Origin of the sequence: Janthinobacterium sp. HH104 (assembly GCF_001758715.1) — a bacterium.
Classification (GTDB): domain Bacteria; phylum Pseudomonadota; class Gammaproteobacteria; order Burkholderiales; family Burkholderiaceae_D; genus Janthinobacterium; species Janthinobacterium aestuarii.
The window spans coordinates 60,839-77,014 of sequence record NZ_LRIB01000039.1; the positions used below are offsets into that span (position 1 = coordinate 60,839).

Annotated in this window: 12 protein-coding genes; 1 reads left to right on the plus strand and 11 read right to left on the minus strand. The window is 61.0% G+C overall.

Annotated elements, in window-relative coordinates:
• Positions 1–89 precede the first annotated feature (89 nt).
• Together JAB6_RS17560 and JAB6_RS17565 are read right to left on the minus strand one after the other, a co-directional pair.
• Positions 90–728, minus strand: coding sequence for an NF038129 family PEP-CTERM protein (locus tag JAB6_RS17560; protein WP_070303880.1), 639 nt, complete (start codon positions 726–728; stop codon positions 90–92).
• A 10-nt stretch (positions 729–738) separates the two neighbouring features.
• The gene (locus JAB6_RS17565; protein WP_070303882.1) at positions 739–3,732 is read right to left on the minus strand and encodes an ExeM/NucH family extracellular endonuclease; all 2,994 of its coding nucleotides are present in this window, start codon (positions 3,730–3,732) and stop codon (positions 739–741) included.
• 453 nt (positions 3,733–4,185) lie between these two features.
• Here JAB6_RS17565 and JAB6_RS29735 point away from each other — a divergent pair, with 453 nt between their 5' ends.
• Complete coding sequence (locus JAB6_RS29735; protein ID WP_070303884.1) at positions 4,186–4,908, plus strand: PEP-CTERM sorting domain-containing protein; 723 nt, start codon at positions 4,186–4,188, stop codon at positions 4,906–4,908.
• Between the two features lie 59 nt (positions 4,909–4,967).
• Here JAB6_RS29735 and JAB6_RS17575 read toward each other — a convergent pair whose 3' ends face one another.
• The 9 genes from JAB6_RS17575 to JAB6_RS17615 all read right to left on the minus strand — a co-directional run bounded on the left by JAB6_RS17575 (position 4,968) and on the right by JAB6_RS17615 (position 16,141).
• Entirely contained in the window at positions 4,968–5,996 is a 1,029-nt protein-coding gene (locus tag JAB6_RS17575; RefSeq protein ID WP_368072925.1) for a TIGR03790 family protein, read from the minus strand.
• A gap of 138 nt (positions 5,997–6,134) precedes the next feature.
• Positions 6,135–6,713, minus strand: coding sequence for an FxDxF family PEP-CTERM protein (locus JAB6_RS17580; RefSeq protein ID WP_034751637.1), 579 nt, complete (start codon positions 6,711–6,713; stop codon positions 6,135–6,137).
• An 87-nt stretch (positions 6,714–6,800) separates the two neighbouring features.
• On the minus strand, positions 6,801–7,358 hold the full coding sequence (locus JAB6_RS17585) for an FxDxF family PEP-CTERM protein (RefSeq protein WP_070303887.1): 558 nt from the start codon (positions 7,356–7,358) through the stop codon (positions 6,801–6,803).
• A gap of 180 nt (positions 7,359–7,538) precedes the next feature.
• Positions 7,539–8,993, minus strand: coding sequence for a mannose-1-phosphate guanylyltransferase/mannose-6-phosphate isomerase (locus tag JAB6_RS17590; protein WP_070303889.1), 1,455 nt, complete (start codon positions 8,991–8,993; stop codon positions 7,539–7,541).
• A 112-nt stretch (positions 8,994–9,105) separates the two neighbouring features.
• Positions 9,106–10,368 carry a glycosyltransferase family 4 protein gene (locus tag JAB6_RS17595; RefSeq protein ID WP_070303891.1) on the minus strand — a complete coding sequence of 421 codons (1,263 nt, stop codon included), beginning with the start codon at positions 10,366–10,368 and terminating at the stop codon, positions 9,106–9,108.
• A complete protein-coding gene (locus JAB6_RS17600; RefSeq protein ID WP_070303892.1) occupies positions 10,349–11,659 on the minus strand; it encodes a nucleotide sugar dehydrogenase in 1,311 nt (436 codons plus the stop codon). The genes JAB6_RS17595 and JAB6_RS17600 overlap by 20 nt, the downstream gene beginning before the upstream one ends.
• Positions 11,660–11,670: 11 nt before the next feature.
• Complete coding sequence (locus JAB6_RS17605) at positions 11,671–13,680, minus strand: alginate lyase family protein (RefSeq protein WP_070303894.1); 2,010 nt, start codon at positions 13,678–13,680, stop codon at positions 11,671–11,673.
• On the minus strand, positions 13,677–14,747 hold the full coding sequence (locus tag JAB6_RS17610) for a glycosyltransferase family 4 protein (RefSeq protein ID WP_034751652.1): 1,071 nt from the start codon (positions 14,745–14,747) through the stop codon (positions 13,677–13,679). The genes JAB6_RS17605 and JAB6_RS17610 overlap by 4 nt, the downstream gene beginning before the upstream one ends.
• A gap of 44 nt (positions 14,748–14,791) precedes the next feature.
• Entirely contained in the window at positions 14,792–16,141 is a 1,350-nt protein-coding gene (locus JAB6_RS17615) for a phenylacetate--CoA ligase family protein (protein WP_139143421.1), read from the minus strand.
• Positions 16,142–16,176: the final 35 nt, after the last annotated feature.

The window sequence follows — 16,176 nt, forward strand, 5'->3', positions numbered from 1 at the left end:
ATTTAGTTTCCTGATTTATAGCTATTGCGAATAAATAGACGAAAAAAAACACAGCGGCCCGCAGGCGCGCTGTGTTTAGTCTGAGAAGATTAGGCGCGTGCGACAGGCTGGCGGCGGCGCAGGGTAAAACCGATCAGCGCCAGGCCGCCCGTCAGCATCATCCATTCCGACGCTTCCGGCACGGCCGAGATCGACGCGATGCTCGCATACGTGCTGCCGGCGATGCTGGCGGGCAAGCCACCAGTCATCGGCGTCAGCTCGAACTGCACCAGGTTGCCATTGACATTGCCCAGGTAAGCCATGCCGGTGTAGTCGAGCAAGCCCACGCCAAACGTCGTGCCCGCGTTGCCGGCCGTGTTCAGGAAGTCGCCGCCAAAGACGATATTGAAACCGAACTTGCCGCCCAGGGTCACGTTGTGGAACCAGTCGTTGTAGGCGCCGCTATTGCCGAAGGTCAAGGTGCCGGGCAAGCTGCCGCTGACATTGCCTTCCATCGATTCCAGTGCGCCGAACGCGCCCGAGAAATTGCTGAGCACGGCGCTGGCGCCCGGCGCCGGGCTGTTGCCGGCAATAAAGGCGAAGTCGAGGAAACCGGCGCCCGAGAACTGGCTCGTGTCGATTTCCACGTGGTAGCCAAGCGGACCCGCCAACGCCAGGCTGGAGCTGGCGGCCAGCACGGCAGCCAGGACGGCGCGGCGCAGGGTGAGGTTGAATGTCGTTGTCAACATGATGGTGTCCTTAGAAGTTGCCGGCGAAAATGCTGGCCGAGTAGGTGATCGTCACTTTCGACGGATTGGTGAAACTGACGGCAAACGAAGCCGTCGCGCCCGGCGCCAGGCTGGCCGCGTTGACGGTGACGTAGGCGGCGCCCGCATGGCTGCCCGTGGCATTGGCCAGGCTGACGCCGGCAGGTAAGCCGCCGAACACCACCTGGAACGGGCCGTTCAAAACGCTCGTGCCCGTGTTGGTGAACGAGAACGTGCCCGTGTATTTTTGCGTCGCGCGGTTGTAGGCCAGGCCCGAGCTCGCTTGCGCCACGCCGGCCGTGATGTCGCGGTAGGCGGGCTGCAAGTCCATGCTGATGACGACGGGATCATGGTCCGAGGCGCGGTACGGCAAGGCGTTGTACAGGTCTTGCGGCTTGGCCGAGTCGATGTTGTAGTCGATCACTTCCGGCTCGTCCGCATTCACATGCCATTCGGCCACGCCGGCCACTTGCGGGCTCAGCGAAGCGCTGGCCAGCGCATGGTCGAGGTAGCCGCTCTGGCCGCCAAACACGTACGAATATGGCATGCCGGACGGCCGCACGAAACGCTCGAGTTCATTGACGAAGCCGGCGCCCGTGATGGCCTGGATCGGGTCTTCCGCGCCATAGGAATTGAGGTCGCCGATGACCAGCACGTCCGCGTCGCCGGCAGCGGCCGCCACCTGCGGCACGAAGCTGCCGATCAGGCGCTGGGCTTGCTGCACGCGGGTGGCGTTCCAGCAGCTCTGGCTATCGTTCTGGTCGGCGTCCAGCCCGCTCGAAGGGCAGCTGCCCTTCGACTTCAGGTGGTTGACGATCAACGAGAATTTCTCGCCATTGCCGGCACGGAAAGTTTGCGCCATCGGTGGACGGTTGTTGATGGCGTTGGCGTCCGACAAGGCGCCGCCCACAAGGCCCAGCTTGGCAGGCTTGTAGATCATGGCCACGCGGATGGCGTCCGTGCCCGTGGCGGCCGGCTTCGGCACCACCGCATACGTGACGCCGCCGATGGCCGCGTTCAGTTGCTCGACCAGGTAGGTGACGGCCGTCTCGCCATTGTTCTGGATTTCCATCAAGCCGACCACGTCCGCATCGATGGCTTTCAGCTCGGCGACGATCTTGTCGCGCTGGCGCACGAACTCGGCCAGATTGTCGGCGCCGCGGCAATTGCTCTTCGTGGTCGAAGTGCCCACGGTGCAGCCCTGCCCCGTCTGCCCAAAGATATTGTTGCCATTCGTAAAGGTCGTAAAGAAATTCAGCACGTTGGCGCTGGCCACCTTGACGTTGCCGGACGGCAGTTCCGGGCTGCCCGTGCGCGGGTTGTCGCGCGAGAATTGCGGCGTCTGTGTCGGCTGTAATTTGTAGGCGGCGCCGCCACCGCCGATGGCGCCAAAGTCCACCACGCCCGTCAGGTCGGCCACCGTGTCGCCGCTGCGCACGGTGTTGTCCTGGCCGATATACGGTATCGTTGGCGGTGCAACAAAAATGCCGTCATCGAGCACGATCAGATTGTTCGCATTGGCGGCGATCAAGGCTTGCGCCTCGGCGGAGCCGGCCGGGTAGCGGTTGGTCGGCACTTCGCGCCGTCCCGCCGACAGACTCAGTTCGCCACGCGCGCCCATATAGGCGTTTTGCGACACGGTCAACGGTTGCGTGAAGCGCACGAGCATGCCTTCCACGGCCGCCAGGTTGTCGTTCGGCAAGCTCACATTCGCCGGCACGACGCTGTGGCCCGCGCTTTGCGTGAGGATGGCCGTCACGTCCTTGAATTCCGTATAGGAATTTTTCGCGCCCGATGGCGTGTATTCGACCACCGTGCCCGTCACGCGCACCAGTTCGCCCGGCTGCACGGTGGTAGCCGTCGCGCCCGTGTACACGAAGATGCCGTCCGACGTCGACGGGTCGCCATCGCCGGCCGCATCCTGGATAAAGAAGCCGGTGCCCACTTTCAAGGTCACCACGCCCTCGGTCGTCTGCACGGAATTGGCGTAGGGGCTGCTGGCTCCACTGCCCTGGATTTGCGGGATCGTGTGGCTGATGGCGGCCAGGCCTTGCACGGCCACGTCAACCTTGCACGACGCCGTCTGCTGCTGGTCGTTGCTGAAATTCACGATGACCGGGTAATTTCCCACCGGCACGCCAGCGGCCACCAGCAGGTTCACGCTGGCGCTCTCGCCCGCCACGCCGGCCGCGCTGAAATTGGCCAGGCTGATGCCGGCCACGGCGGGCGAGCTCAGGGTGGCCGCATTCACGACGCCATCGACGTCGGATGCGCGCAGCACGGCGCTGCCGCCATTGCCCACAGCCAAGGCCAGATTAGCCGGGCAGCTGGTAATAATCTGATGCACGACGGGACCGCCGCACACATTCAGCGGCGAAGCCGTATTGCGCGGCGTCACGCTGCCGGTGGCGAAGTCCGCGCTATTGTCGTCCGTGTCGCCGCAGCCGCCATTCGCGCGCGCAATCGACAGGGTATTCGATGGTGCGGGCGCCACGGCGCCTTCAAAACCGTTGGCCGTGCCGAAACCGACCAGGTCGACGATGGCGGCGCCCGTGGGGCTGGCGCCCGTCTGGGCTGTCTTGCTATTGCTCAGCAACACCTTGCCCGCCGTGCCGGACATGGCCAGGCTGCCCGTGGCGTCCGGCGTGGGCAAGTCCTGCGTGCCGCCCGCGCCCTTGGCTTGCTGGACCAGCAGATACTGGCCTGGTTGCAAATCGATAGCCGGCAAGGCCGTCACGGCCCAGCTCGTGCCAGCGGCGGACGCGTATTGCACGCTCCAGTTGCCCAGGTTCACGGGGCTGGCGCCGCGGTTGAAAACTTCGATGAAATCATTGCGGTACAGCGCCCCCGAATTGCCGCCACCGCCATACACCTGGCTGATGACGATATCGGAAGCGGCCAGGGCTGGCACGGACAGGCTGGCCAGCACGGCGGCCATGACGGTCAGGCGCAGCGGCGTGCGCAAGGGGGAAAACGAGTTGTGCATGAGGATCCCGGTCGGTAAATAGATGACGCCGGCCCCACATGATCGGCCGGCGCGCCATAATTAACAAAAGTATTTCAGACTTGTTATTTGCATATTAAAGGCCCGGGATGACGACTTGATGACATTTGATTAAGCCGAATGGAGTAAAAGTCCAGCCGCCCATCCTTCATCCAAGTAGCTAGGCAACAACATTTGACCGTCAGACTTCAGCAAGCACAGCAAATTGCTCAAAAATATGATATATTTCTATTAAATAAGTTTTATTCCTTGCAAGTTTATAAAGCTTGCCCAGTCAGTAGCAACACGCCAGTAAATAGATATGCAAAGGGCCCAGTCCACGCCCTGCGCCACGCACAATCGATGCGCTATTTGAATGTACTGCTAATTTTATTGCGTCGAGATCATGGAGCGCGCAGCGCCCTGTCGGCATGAAAACCCTAGCGAGATCAAACCATGAAAAAATTCACCCCCGTCGTCCACCTATCCCTGCTGACAATTGCCGCCACCCTGGCATTGAGCGCAGGTTACGCGACAGCGCAAACAGCGGCACCAGCCGCTGCGGACAATAAACGCTGCGAAGCAAACAATGCCGGCACCAACGGCAACGCCAGCGAGGCAGACATGAACAGCACATATAGCGCGTGCCGTTTGGCAAATGGTGCCATTGGCATGGGTTGGCGCACCAACGACGGCAAAGGATCCACGCCCGAATTCGGTGGCGAAGAATCTTCGCAAGTATTGCGCAAGCCGCATTTCGACAGTCGCGGCCATGATCTGAGCCAGTTCGATACAGATGCAAGTACGCGTACCAAAGGCTTGGGAAGAGGCATCAAGCAAGATGGTTTTGACTATAGCTCGGGTACGCGCGATTTTGTTGCGCAAGAAAGACTGGAACCGTTTAGCGGCAGCGAAGGCTACCGTGGTGTGGGACGGGCGATGCCGGAACAGTATGCGTCTCTGCTGACGTCCTCCGACACGCCCACTCCCGCGGCAGCAGGCGGCGGTGGCGTTGGCTCCGGTGGTGCTGGCGGCGGCATCGAAGGCCGCGGTGTTACTCCCAACACCATATTGCCGCCGGTACTGGCTGTTCCTGAACCGGAAACGTATGCCATGCTGCTGGCCGGCCTGGGGCTGGTGGCCTTCATGGGACGCCGAAAACGCACGGCTAAAACCTAATCAAAAAGGCTCGCAAGAGCTTTTTTTTATTTATCTGGCAGCAACGCAAGCGAGCGCTGTTAACGTCGGAATGCCCTGTAGGGGGCCGCCAGTGGATCGCCGATGAACAATCCTTGTGCCGGCCACGCCACACTTCCCCAGTACGCTTCCAACGCCGTCATGCCCGTCAGGTAGCGCCGCAACAAGACTGTCGAATTCGGGAATTTCTGCCAATAGTTACACGGTTCACTGACGGTACCGTAGCTGGCCGTCGCGCCCGCCTCCAGCCAGCGCTGGCTGCTCATTTGCGCCGTCCCCTGCAGATCGCCACCGAACGAAGTCAGGTGATCCGCCAGGGCGCCTGGCAGAAAGCGCAAGGTATCGAGCTTGGCGACCTTGGCCATGCCGGTCTGGTAGACCATGATGTCCTGTGCACCGTCGAGCACATCAGCCTTCAGATTCTTGACCGTCAGCTTGCGCTGGCGAACGATCCCGGCAGGCGGGAAAAAAGCGGCACGACTGTTGCGCGCATTTTCGCTGGTGGTCAGATAATACGCGCTGGCGGCGGGCACGGAAAAACCGCTGACCGTCCCGCGATCCACCACAGCCTTGGCCTCTTCCACAAAATCGATGGGCAGCAACATGGACAGGCGCATGCCCATCTGCGTAAATGGCTGCGGCACATTGCTGTTGAAATACGTGCTGGGCTTGCCGGCGTCACACGTCTTGGCGCATTGCCCCGCATCGTAGCCCAGGGTATAGGCGGAAGTGATGGAATTGCATTCGACCGCGTAAGGCGCGCTCCACACCATCAGCACGGCCTGGATATGGGGCTTCAATTGCGCGTCAATGCGCTCCTTCAACTGCGCGAACTGATCCATGCTGAGCTTGCGCGGGCGATTCGGGATATTCACGTGCACAACGTTCGCAGGCGGGATGCCATGCGCCTGGCGGTAATATTCACCCACCACGATACTGTTTGGTTCGGCGTCATTGATCACGACTGCCAATTGCAGCGCATTCAATCCTGGCGGCATGGATGGTGCATCGGCATGGGCGATGCCGGCAGCCAGCGCCAGCGCCAGCGAAAGGAAGAGAGATTTATGCAAGGTCAATATCGCCGTTGAAGAAGATCGAAGCCGCCATGTGGCGGCCGCCAGCTATGCCCGATGATTATAGCGCCCAGCAATCGACAGGCGAAAAAAATGGAGGCCGCAGCCTCCATTTCATCAATGCAACAGACGCGCTCAGGCTTGCAGCTTGCGGCGGCGCGCCGCGAAGCCGACCAGGCCCAGGCCGGCCAGCAGCATGCCGTAGGTTTCCGGTTCCGGCACCGGCGTTACCGCCAGGTTGCCGCTATAGCTGCCACCAGCGGACGAGGCCACATAGCCATCGATCTGCAGGAAGTAATTGCCGGTCGCCAGCGGCGTGCCGCCCGATGCCAAACTCCAGGCCTGGTCCTGCGCCGTATAGTTGATCAGATCGAGCGTACCCTGAAACAGTACGCCGCCGGCATTGCGCAGGCTGAAGCCGGTCAAGGTCAGGCCGGAATTGGCGCTGGGCTTGAGCGAGGTCGCCAGTGCGCTCAGGTCATTGAAACCCGTTACGCTAAAGGTATATTTGTCGCTGAAAAAGTTATTTTGCGCGCCAGCCAACTGGCCTGCCGCCAGCGAGAAAGAACCCAGCAACTCAGCGCTCGAGTAATCGAGCAAGTCTTGCGTCAGATCTACCGGTGCATGGCTGATATCGACCGGGGCGGCGTGGGCCGCCAGGCTGCTGCCGGCAAACATGGCTGCCACAAACAGGGATTGAAGAAATTTTTTCATACTTTTCACCAAGAGTGCTGCGGCCAGCTCAGGCTGGCCGCGGAATAAAATGCGAATGGAGGGGCAAACGGACGCCGTTCGCCTTGCTCAGCCGGCGTTCTGGCGACGGCGCGCCATGAAGCCCAGCAGACCCAGGCCAGCGAGCAGCATGGCATACGTGCCAGGCTCAGGCACGGCCGACACCAGGCTGCCGTTGGCACTGAAAGCGGCGCCCGTGTTCGACACGACATTGCCGCTGACTTTCAGGTAGTAGGAACCGGCTGCCAGATTCGCGTACGACAAGGTCCACTTGTCGTCTATGCCGCTCAGCAGTTGATCGCCTCCCAGCAATTGCGCATTGTTGACGCTGCTGTACAAGCCAAAACCCGTCAGATTCAGGCCATTCAAGGCGCTGCTGCTGCGCGACGTCAAGACCAGGCTCAGATCGCTGGCGTGCGCCACGTCAAACGTAAACAAATCATTGAAGAAATTGTTTTTCTGATTATTCTTGAACTTGTCGCTGAACGTCAATGAACCACCCGTGGACAGCTTCACGGCACCTGGCAGCGAACTGATGTCCACCGGCGCGGCAAAAGCTGCCTGCGAGAATACAGCTGAACAGGCAAACGCCAGCGTTGCGAGCACCGAGCAAATATTTTTCTTCATGCGATTCCACCAACGTAACTGCGGGTAGCATTGCACCCGCATGTATTTATCTAATCAAACCAGGCAGAATCATAGCATAAAGCAATTTTTTATGTTAACTATTGTTTAATGATGAGTTACTTTATAGCATCATTCTTTAAGCCAATAGTTTCACAGTGCAGATATCGTAAAAACCGCGCATCAGGCGCGCTGGTAGACATCCTCCAGCCGCACGATGTCGTCTTCGCCCAGATAGCTGCCCGATTGCACTTCGATCAGGTGCAGCGGCAATTTACCCGGGTTTTCCAGCCGGTGCGTCATACCGATGGGAATGTACGTCGATTCGTTTTCCGTCAGCAAAGTCACCTTCTCGCCGCAGGTGACGCTGGCCGTACCGCTGACGACCACCCAGTGCTCGGCGCGGTGATGGTGCATCTGCAAGGACAGCTTGCCGCCCGGATTGACCGTGATGCGCTTGACCTGGAAGCGCTCGCCGATATCGATGCCTTCATAGCTGCCCCATGGGCGGTACACCTTGCGGTGCTGCACGTGTTCGCTGCGCCCCGCCTGTTTCAAGTGATCGACGACCTGTTTCACGCGCTGCACCTGGTCCTTGTGCGCGACCAGGATGGCGTCGTCCGTTTCCACCACGATCAAGTCCTGCACGCCCAGCACGGCCACCATGCGGCGCTCGGCGCGCACCAGGCAATTGCTCACGCCGTCGAGATACACGTCGCCGCGCACCACGTTGCCGTTGGCATCCCCGTGCTGCACTTCCCACAGGGCTGACCAGGAACCGACATCGCTCCAGCCGATGGCGGCCGGCAGCACCACCGCATGCGCCGTATGCTCCATGACGGCATAGTCGATCGAATCGGACGGACAGGCGGCGAAGGCCTTCTCTTCCAGGCGGCAGAAATCGAGGTCGCGGTAGCCGTCGCGCACGGCCGCCTCGCAGGCGGCCAGCATGGCGGGCTGGAATTGCCCCAGTTCTCCCAGATAACGTTCGGCGCGGAACATGAACATGCCGCTGTTCCAGAAATAATTGCCGGCAGCCAGGAACGACTGCGCCGTGGCCAGGTCCGGCTTTTCCACGAAACGCTCGACCTTGCAACCGATGGCACCAGGGCTCACGGGTGCGCCGCTGCGGATATAGCCATAGCCCGTTTCCGGCGCCGTCGGCACGATGCCGAAGGTGGCCAGCGCGCCGTCGGCCGCCAGCAGCGCCGCCTCGGCGATGGACTGGTGAAACGCGGCCACGTCGGTGATGACATGGTCGGCCGGCAAGACCAGCATCAGCGCATGCGGATCGATGGCCAGCAGGTATTGCGCGGCCACGGCCACGGCAGGCGCCGTGTTGCGCCCTACCGGTTCGAGCAAGATACCCAGCGGCGGCAAGCCGATCTCGCGCAGCTGCTCGGCCACCATGAAGCGGTGCTCATTGCCGCACACCACCAGCGGCGGCATGACTTCAAACTCGGCCAGCGCACTATCGCCGGCACGGCGGTTCGACAGGCTGCTCACGCGCAACGCCGTTTCCTGCAACATGGTCTTGTCCGTTACCAGCGGCAACAGTTGCTTGGGCAACACGGCGCGCGACAGCGGCCACAAACGGGTGCCCGAACCGCCGGACAGGATGACTGGGTAAATTTTCATGGTTTCATTTCAAAAGCAGTTTATTGAGGAGCATGCACGCTCGACACTATAATCGTTCAGGCGATCAGCATGCCACCCAGCACGCCGCGCGCGGCGCTTTTGTCCGGCGCCATCAGCCGCCATCCTTGCTCAAGGTCACGGGAACGGGGGGCGCGGCGGCGGGAAACAGGCGCGCATACGCGGCCAGCAGCTTGGGCGCTTCATATTCCCACTCCAGTTCGTTGATCACGCGATGGCGGCCAAACGCGCCCATCTGCTCGCGGCGGGCCGGGTCGTCGAGCAATTCGACGATCTTGCGTGCCATGTCGATAGGGTCGTTCTTCAAGGCATACAGCGACGCCTGCTGCGCCGACACCTTGCCTTCGACCAGGTCGAATTGCACGATCGGTTTTCCCAATGCCATGTATTCCATGATCTTGTTCATGGTCGACTTGTCGTTCATGTCGTTGGCCACGTCCGGGTTCACGCATACGTCGGACGTGTTGAGCATTTCCAGCAATTGCTGGTCCGGCACGCGTCCCGTGAACGTCACATAGTCGGCGATGCCCATGTCCTGCGCCATCTGCTTCATCTGTTCCAGCGACGTGCCGCCGCCCACCAGGCCGAAGTGCACATCCTCGCGCTTCAAAGTCTGCACGATGTATTGCGCCGCCTGCAGCAGCAGATCGATGCCTTCCTGCGCCCCCATCACGCCCACATAGCCGACCAGGTAAGTGCGGCCCTTCTTGAGTTCCGGCACGGGCGGCAGCACGCGCAAGCGGTCCAGCTTGGGTCCGCTGCGCACCACGTAGACATCCTCGGGCTTCATGCCGCCCCGCTCGATGGCGATCTTCTTGTACGACTCGTTAGTGGCGATCGACACGTCGGCGCTCTGGAACGACCAGCGCTCGAACAGCACCATCAGTTTATAAAAGAAATCGCGCCGGCCGAACTTGGCTTCGTACAGCTCCGGATTGATGTCGTGGTGGTCGAACAGGAAACGCTTGCCCATCGTCAACTTGAAGAAGCCGCCGATGAGGAACAGCAGGTCGGGCGGATTGCAGGCGTGGATGACGTCGAAGCCGCGCGCGAAGTGCACTTTCCACGCCAGGCGGAAAGTGTGGAACAGCGCCAGCGAATATTCGACCAGGTACCCCTTCGCCCCTTCCGCTTCCAGCGGCAGGTTGTAGCGGTAGATATGGATGCCGTCGATGGCTTCGTAGCGCGACTCGTAGCCCTTGCCCGTCGGGCAGATGATCGACACTTCATAGCCGTTCGCATGCAGGGTGGTCGCTTCCTGCCACACGCGCCGGTCGAACGGCGACGGCAGGTTTTCCACCAGGATCAGCACACGGCGCGGCTGCCCTGCCAATTGATTACCAGCAGATGCCGTCATATTGTTCTCCACTTTGATCCTTGCTGATGCGCACCAGGTCGACGATGTGCTGGTGCGGCTGCAGGCTGCCAGGCACGGTCTTGAATTCGGCCGCGCCATTGCCGATGACGATGGTGTCGGCAAAATCGAGCACGTCCTGCATGTTCGTCACCATCAGCTTGGAAATGTGCGGGATGTGGTTGAGGATGTAATCCTGGTTGGCGCCAGTCAGGGCGGCCAGGTTGACGTTCTTGTCGTACAGCTTCAGCTCGTAGCCCTTGCCCAGCAGGTACTCGATGACGTCGACCAGCGGCGACTCGCGCAAGTCGTCCGTGCCGGCCTTGAACGAGAAGCCCAGGATGCCCACCTTGCGCGCGCCCTTGTCGACAATCATCTTGATGCCTTTTTCCACTTGCCGCTGGTTCGACGGCAAGATGGAATTGAGCAGAGGCAAATCGAGGTCCAGGCTGCGCGCCTTGTAGGTCAGCGCGCGCACGTCTTTCGGCAGGCAGGAGCCGCCGAAGGCGAAGCCCGGCTTCATGTAGTACGGCGACAGGTTCAGCTTGGTGTCCTGGCAGAAGATTTCCATCACCTTGTGGCCATCGATGCCGACCGCCTTGCAGATGTTGCCGATTTCATTGGCGAACGCCACCTTGACGGCATGCCAGGTATTGTCCGTGTACTTGACCATCTCGGCCGTTTCCACGTCCGTGCGCACCAGCGGCGCATCCATCTTTTCATACAGCTGCACCAACAGCGCGCCAGCCTTTTCATCGGACTCGCCAATCACCGTCTTCGGCGGATTGTAGTAATCGTAGACGGCCGTGCCTTCGCGCAGGAATTCCGGGTTGTTGCACACGCCGAAATCGACGCCGGCCACCTTGCCCGAGGCCGCTTCCAGGGTAGGAATGACGAGCGAACGCATGGAGCCTGGCAGCATGGTCGAGCGCGCCACGACGACGTGGAAACTGTCTTTTTCGCGGATGGCGGCGCCGATCTCCTGGCACACCTTGCGCACGTGGCTGAGGTCCAGGTTGCCATTGAGCTGCGAAGGCGTACCCACGCAGATGAGCGACATGTCCGAGCTGAAGACGGCGTCGCGCACGTCGAACGTGGCGCGCAAGTGGCCGCTTTTCACAGTGGCGGCGATCATCTCGCCGATGTCTTTTTCGATGATGGGCGTGGTGCCCTGGTTGATCAGCTCCACCTTGGTCCTGTTCGGATCGACGCCGATCACTTCATGCCCATCCGTTGCCAGGCAACCGGCAGAGACCGCACCCACGTAGCCGAGGCCAAAAATACTGATTTTCAAAATATGCTCCCTTAATAATTAGCCGGCGAATCAGCCGGCGACGCCTGCGGCATCAGCTCGATGTGCGTCACGATTTCAGTTGTTCCCTGCACCCTCATGCGCCAGGCGGCACTGGCAATCGGTGATTTCTCGTCGAAGCGGCGCGATATCCACCCGCCAGGCGGTGTATCGCTACCGCGCAATACGTCCAGCGTTCCATGCGAACAGCGCATGCGCAATCCGGACCGCAATCCCTGTGCCCGCAATTGCCCCTCGTCAACGGTCACCACGCAGTGGTCGCCGAACTGCCAATGCACGGAAATATCATGTACATTTGTACATTGTAATATGTCTTTTACAACAATGCATTTATTATTAAAGTTGAACTCGATACGACGCCGGTGCAGCACGGGATCGGCCAGGCGGCCGTAGCCATCGTGCTCGCCCTCGAAAACTTGCACTTCGGAATCCGTTTCATGGGCAATCATGCGCGCATTGGCTTTTTTCAGCCACATGAAATTGCCGCCGATTTCAGACTGGTCCAGGCCGTCGACGGCTACCGTGTTATGCGCGGGCGTGCTGCGGAAGTAGTCGCGCCATTTTTTTTGCGTGTGATAGGCGTAGGTGCCTGGATCGGTGAGCAACTCTTCCCCGCTCACGGAGAGGGTAAATGCCAGCGCATCGGCATGCCCATGCGCGGCAATGGACAGATAGCCAAGCGGTGCGCAATCGGCCACCAGGCGCACCTCATCGGGTGTGCCGAAATGGCTGCCAAGCAGGAAATAGCCGCCTTCGGGAAACGCCATGACGGGCGCTTCGGCCCCGCTGGCGTCGAGCGCCTGCCACTGTCGCAAACCCGCCACACCGAACAGCCAGCGGTTCTTGTCGTCAAAATGGCCGGCCTTGCGCTTGAAGTCGGCGCGGCCAAACAACACGGCACAGCTGGCCAGCAGCGAACGGTAGCGATGCCAGCCATCGTCGTGCGCCAGGCGCACCATCTGCGCATCGTCGGCATCGCCCGTCATCGGCACGTTGCCGTCCACGTCCATCAGCGCGGTGATGAAATCGGCCAGGCGCTCCAGGCGCTGCAAGTACGCCGCGGAAAAGCCGGCGCCGTTGGCCTGCCCGATCCTCTGGCACAGCAGCATCATGTCCATCACTTCATGCTGATAATAGACGGCTTGCTCGCGGTTCACGCCATCGGGCGTATTTTGCTTGAGCGCCTCCTCTTCCAGCCCCTTGCGCGCCAGCGCCTGCCATTTCGCACTTTCCGGCCAGCAAGGCCATACGCTACTGGCCACAAACAAACCCATGTATTCGCCGAACAGATGGTTGTTCGCCGACGAGTGGCGCGAAAAATAACCGGCGATGAAGTGCGCATGCTGGTAGATCGCCGCAAGCCACTGTTGCAGGAAACGCTGGCCCGCCTCGCCCTGGAACAGCGGCGACGCCAGGCCGCCCAGCAATTCCCAGGCGCAGGCCCAGTTCAGCAGGCGCAGCGCCAGCTCAAGCGAACTGGTCCAGTGCACGCCCATGGGATACGGGCATTGCTCGAACCACGACTGCAGCAAGCTACGCGCGCCATCGGCATAGCGCGGCTCGCCCGTCACTTTCCATGCCTGCGCCAGCGCCACCAGTTCCAAGTGCCGGTTCGGTTCCCACAAGTATTTGATATCGCCGACCACTTTTTCGTTGCGGTAATCGATCTGCTTGCCCAGGGTCAGCGGCGCCACCGTACCCGTCTTCGGGTCGCGGTTCCATTGCGGTGGGAAACCCAGTGCCGCGCCACGCAGGGCAAACACATTCCAGCGGCCCGCCAGCACGGCATCGGCCGCGGCGCGCAAGGCGGCGCTATCGATATCGCGGCCATCGCCGGCCAGGAATGGCAGGCCCATACGTTTCAATTGCGGTGCCGGCACGCTGCGCAGCAAGCCGATGCCAAACTTGCTGGCCTTCTTTTGCAGCAATTGCTGTACGCGCCAGGCAATTTCGGGGGCGCCCATCAATTTCAAACGGTTGATTTTCCATGCTAACGATGTCATACGGCATTCAACCCCAAGTCGGTATACATTTGTTCCAGGCGCGGCAAAACCGCCGCCGTGGAAAACTGACGTTCCACCTTGCTGCGCCCCGCAGCGCCCATTCTTTGCGCCAGCGCATCGTCTTCCAGCAAGCGTGCGATCCGCTCGGCAAGTCCCTTGACGTCGCCGGGCGCGAGCAGGTATCCCTCCACCCCATCTTGTATTGCCTCGGGAATGCCGCCGATCGCCGTGGCAATCACGGGCACGCCGCAGGCCATCGCCTCCAAAATGCTCATCGGCAAGCCTTCAAAATACGAAGGCAAGACGTAGATGCGGCAACTATTGAGCAGGCGCGTCTTTTGCTCGCCCTGTACCCAGCCCAGCAAGTCGACGTGCTGCGCCACTCCCAGCGCATCGGCCTGTTGCTGCACGGCACTACGATCGCCATCGCCGCCTAAGGCCAGGTGCAGCGATGGACAACGCTGCGTCAATTCGGCGCATGCCTGCAGCAGGTCATCTACCCCCTTGGCCTGGCCTAGTTTACCCAGGAACAACACGCTTCCCGCTTGCCGCGCAGACCATGGCGCGGCAATGGGCGGCAGCGACACCGGATTGAACATGATCTCGACATGCGGATTGCGGCTCATGCCGCGCACCCAGGCCTGCCAGCCGCTCGACAATACCAGCACGCGCGACGCATGATTGAAAATGTAGCGGATATAGGCGCGCCGCAAGGGACCGCACTGCCGCTCGTAAAAAGCGGCAAAGCCGCCGCCATGCAAGTGCAGGATGCTGGGCACGCGGCACAGGAAGGCCAGCAGGAAAAATCCCGACTTGCGCCAGAAGCTCGCGTGCGAGGCGACATGCACGTGGATCAGGCCTACCTGTCCGCTCAGCAGCATACCCAGGAAGCGCGCATAGGCCCAGAGCATGATGCGCAGTTTGGCCATGGGTCCGCCATCGCAATGCGTGGCCAGGTAATGCACACGATAGCGCTCGAACAGGCCGGCGCCCTCGTACACGCGCGCCACGGCGGCAATGCCGCCCATGGTGCTCAGGCTGGTGCCGACCATCAGAATTTTTTTCATGTCGAATCCGGTAATTTTGTCATTTTCCGCCAGCCGGCGGGGCGCTAGCCATTTGCCCGGGCACTCGTCTCATTGACCACCCAACGGAATTTCCCCGCCGCCGTATTGGGCAAGTCCGCCTTCAGTACCACATCCACGCTGACGCCGGAATCGACCATGGTATGGATATTGTCGAGCAGCTTGCGCTTATCGCTGTCGGAAAAGGCGGGGCCGGGCAGCAGGCGTACTTCCCAGCGCGCAGCACCCACTTGCGCCACTTGCGACTTGAGGATGTTGTCGACGCCCTTGAAGGCAAACGTCAGGACGGATGGGCTGATCACCGCACCGCCGCTGCCGGTAATGCTGTCCTCAAATTTGCCGGTAACGGGCTCGATCATGGGAAACGGCCTGCCGCAATCGCAGTGGCCGGGCTTCCAGCGGGTCCGGTCGCTGAGCCGGTAACGCAGCAGCGGCATGGCCAGATTATGATAAGTCGTTCCCACCACGAAGCCTTCTCCGTCCGTTGCCTCGCCATGCTCGTCCAGGATTTCAACATGCGAATAATCACTGTTCAAATGCATGTTTCCATGTTCGCATTCGGTAGCGAACGCCACGCGCTCCGCCATGCCATACATATCCATGATGGTGGCGCCCAGGCGCTCGACGATCAATGCACGCTGATGCGGATACAGCGGTTCCGATGCCGTAAAGACATACGGAATGGATAGCCGGCGTCCTCGCCGCTGCAAGAAGCCGGCCAGCGTGTAGGCAGTCGATGGATAGGCTTGCAACATGGCAGGCGCCGCCTGTTCCAGGCGATCGATGATCGCATCGGCATACGCCTCGGTCAGGTGCCGCGACGACAGCAACAACTGGCGGTTATAGCGGTTCCAGAACCAGAATGGCGGACTGGTCTGGTTGATGCCGGCCACCATGTCGCCACGCAGGGTGGCGCGCGTCACCTGGGGCGTGTAGCCGGACCAGCTCCAGTGGCGCTGGATGAAGGCGTTTTCCATCAGCACCGACTGCATGCTGCGAAAAATCGTCAGCGGCGTGCCGGTCGTGCCACTGGTCTGGCCAGCCGCCTGCCACGGCCGTTTGCGGCCCAGATGCGGGTACAGCGCGGCGCGGTGCGCCAGCAGCGTCGCCTTCTCGATCACGGGAAAATGCTCGCGCAATACCTGTGCCGCCTGGGCTGGCGTAAAACCGGTCGGCATGGCCGCGTAATGCGGCAGCGTTCGTATGGCGTGCCGCATGCTCGCATGCAGGCGCAGCTGGGAATAGTGCGACAGCTCGTCGACGCTCATGCGCTCATGTACAGCGAGGCGGTCCATGGCACGCCGCAACAAAAAATTATCGCGCAACATGGCTCGCATGCCGAAGCGCAGTTCGTTCTTGATTGAAGACATAGTCACAATGGCTCCCGCAACGGGGTATCCGATAGGAGTGG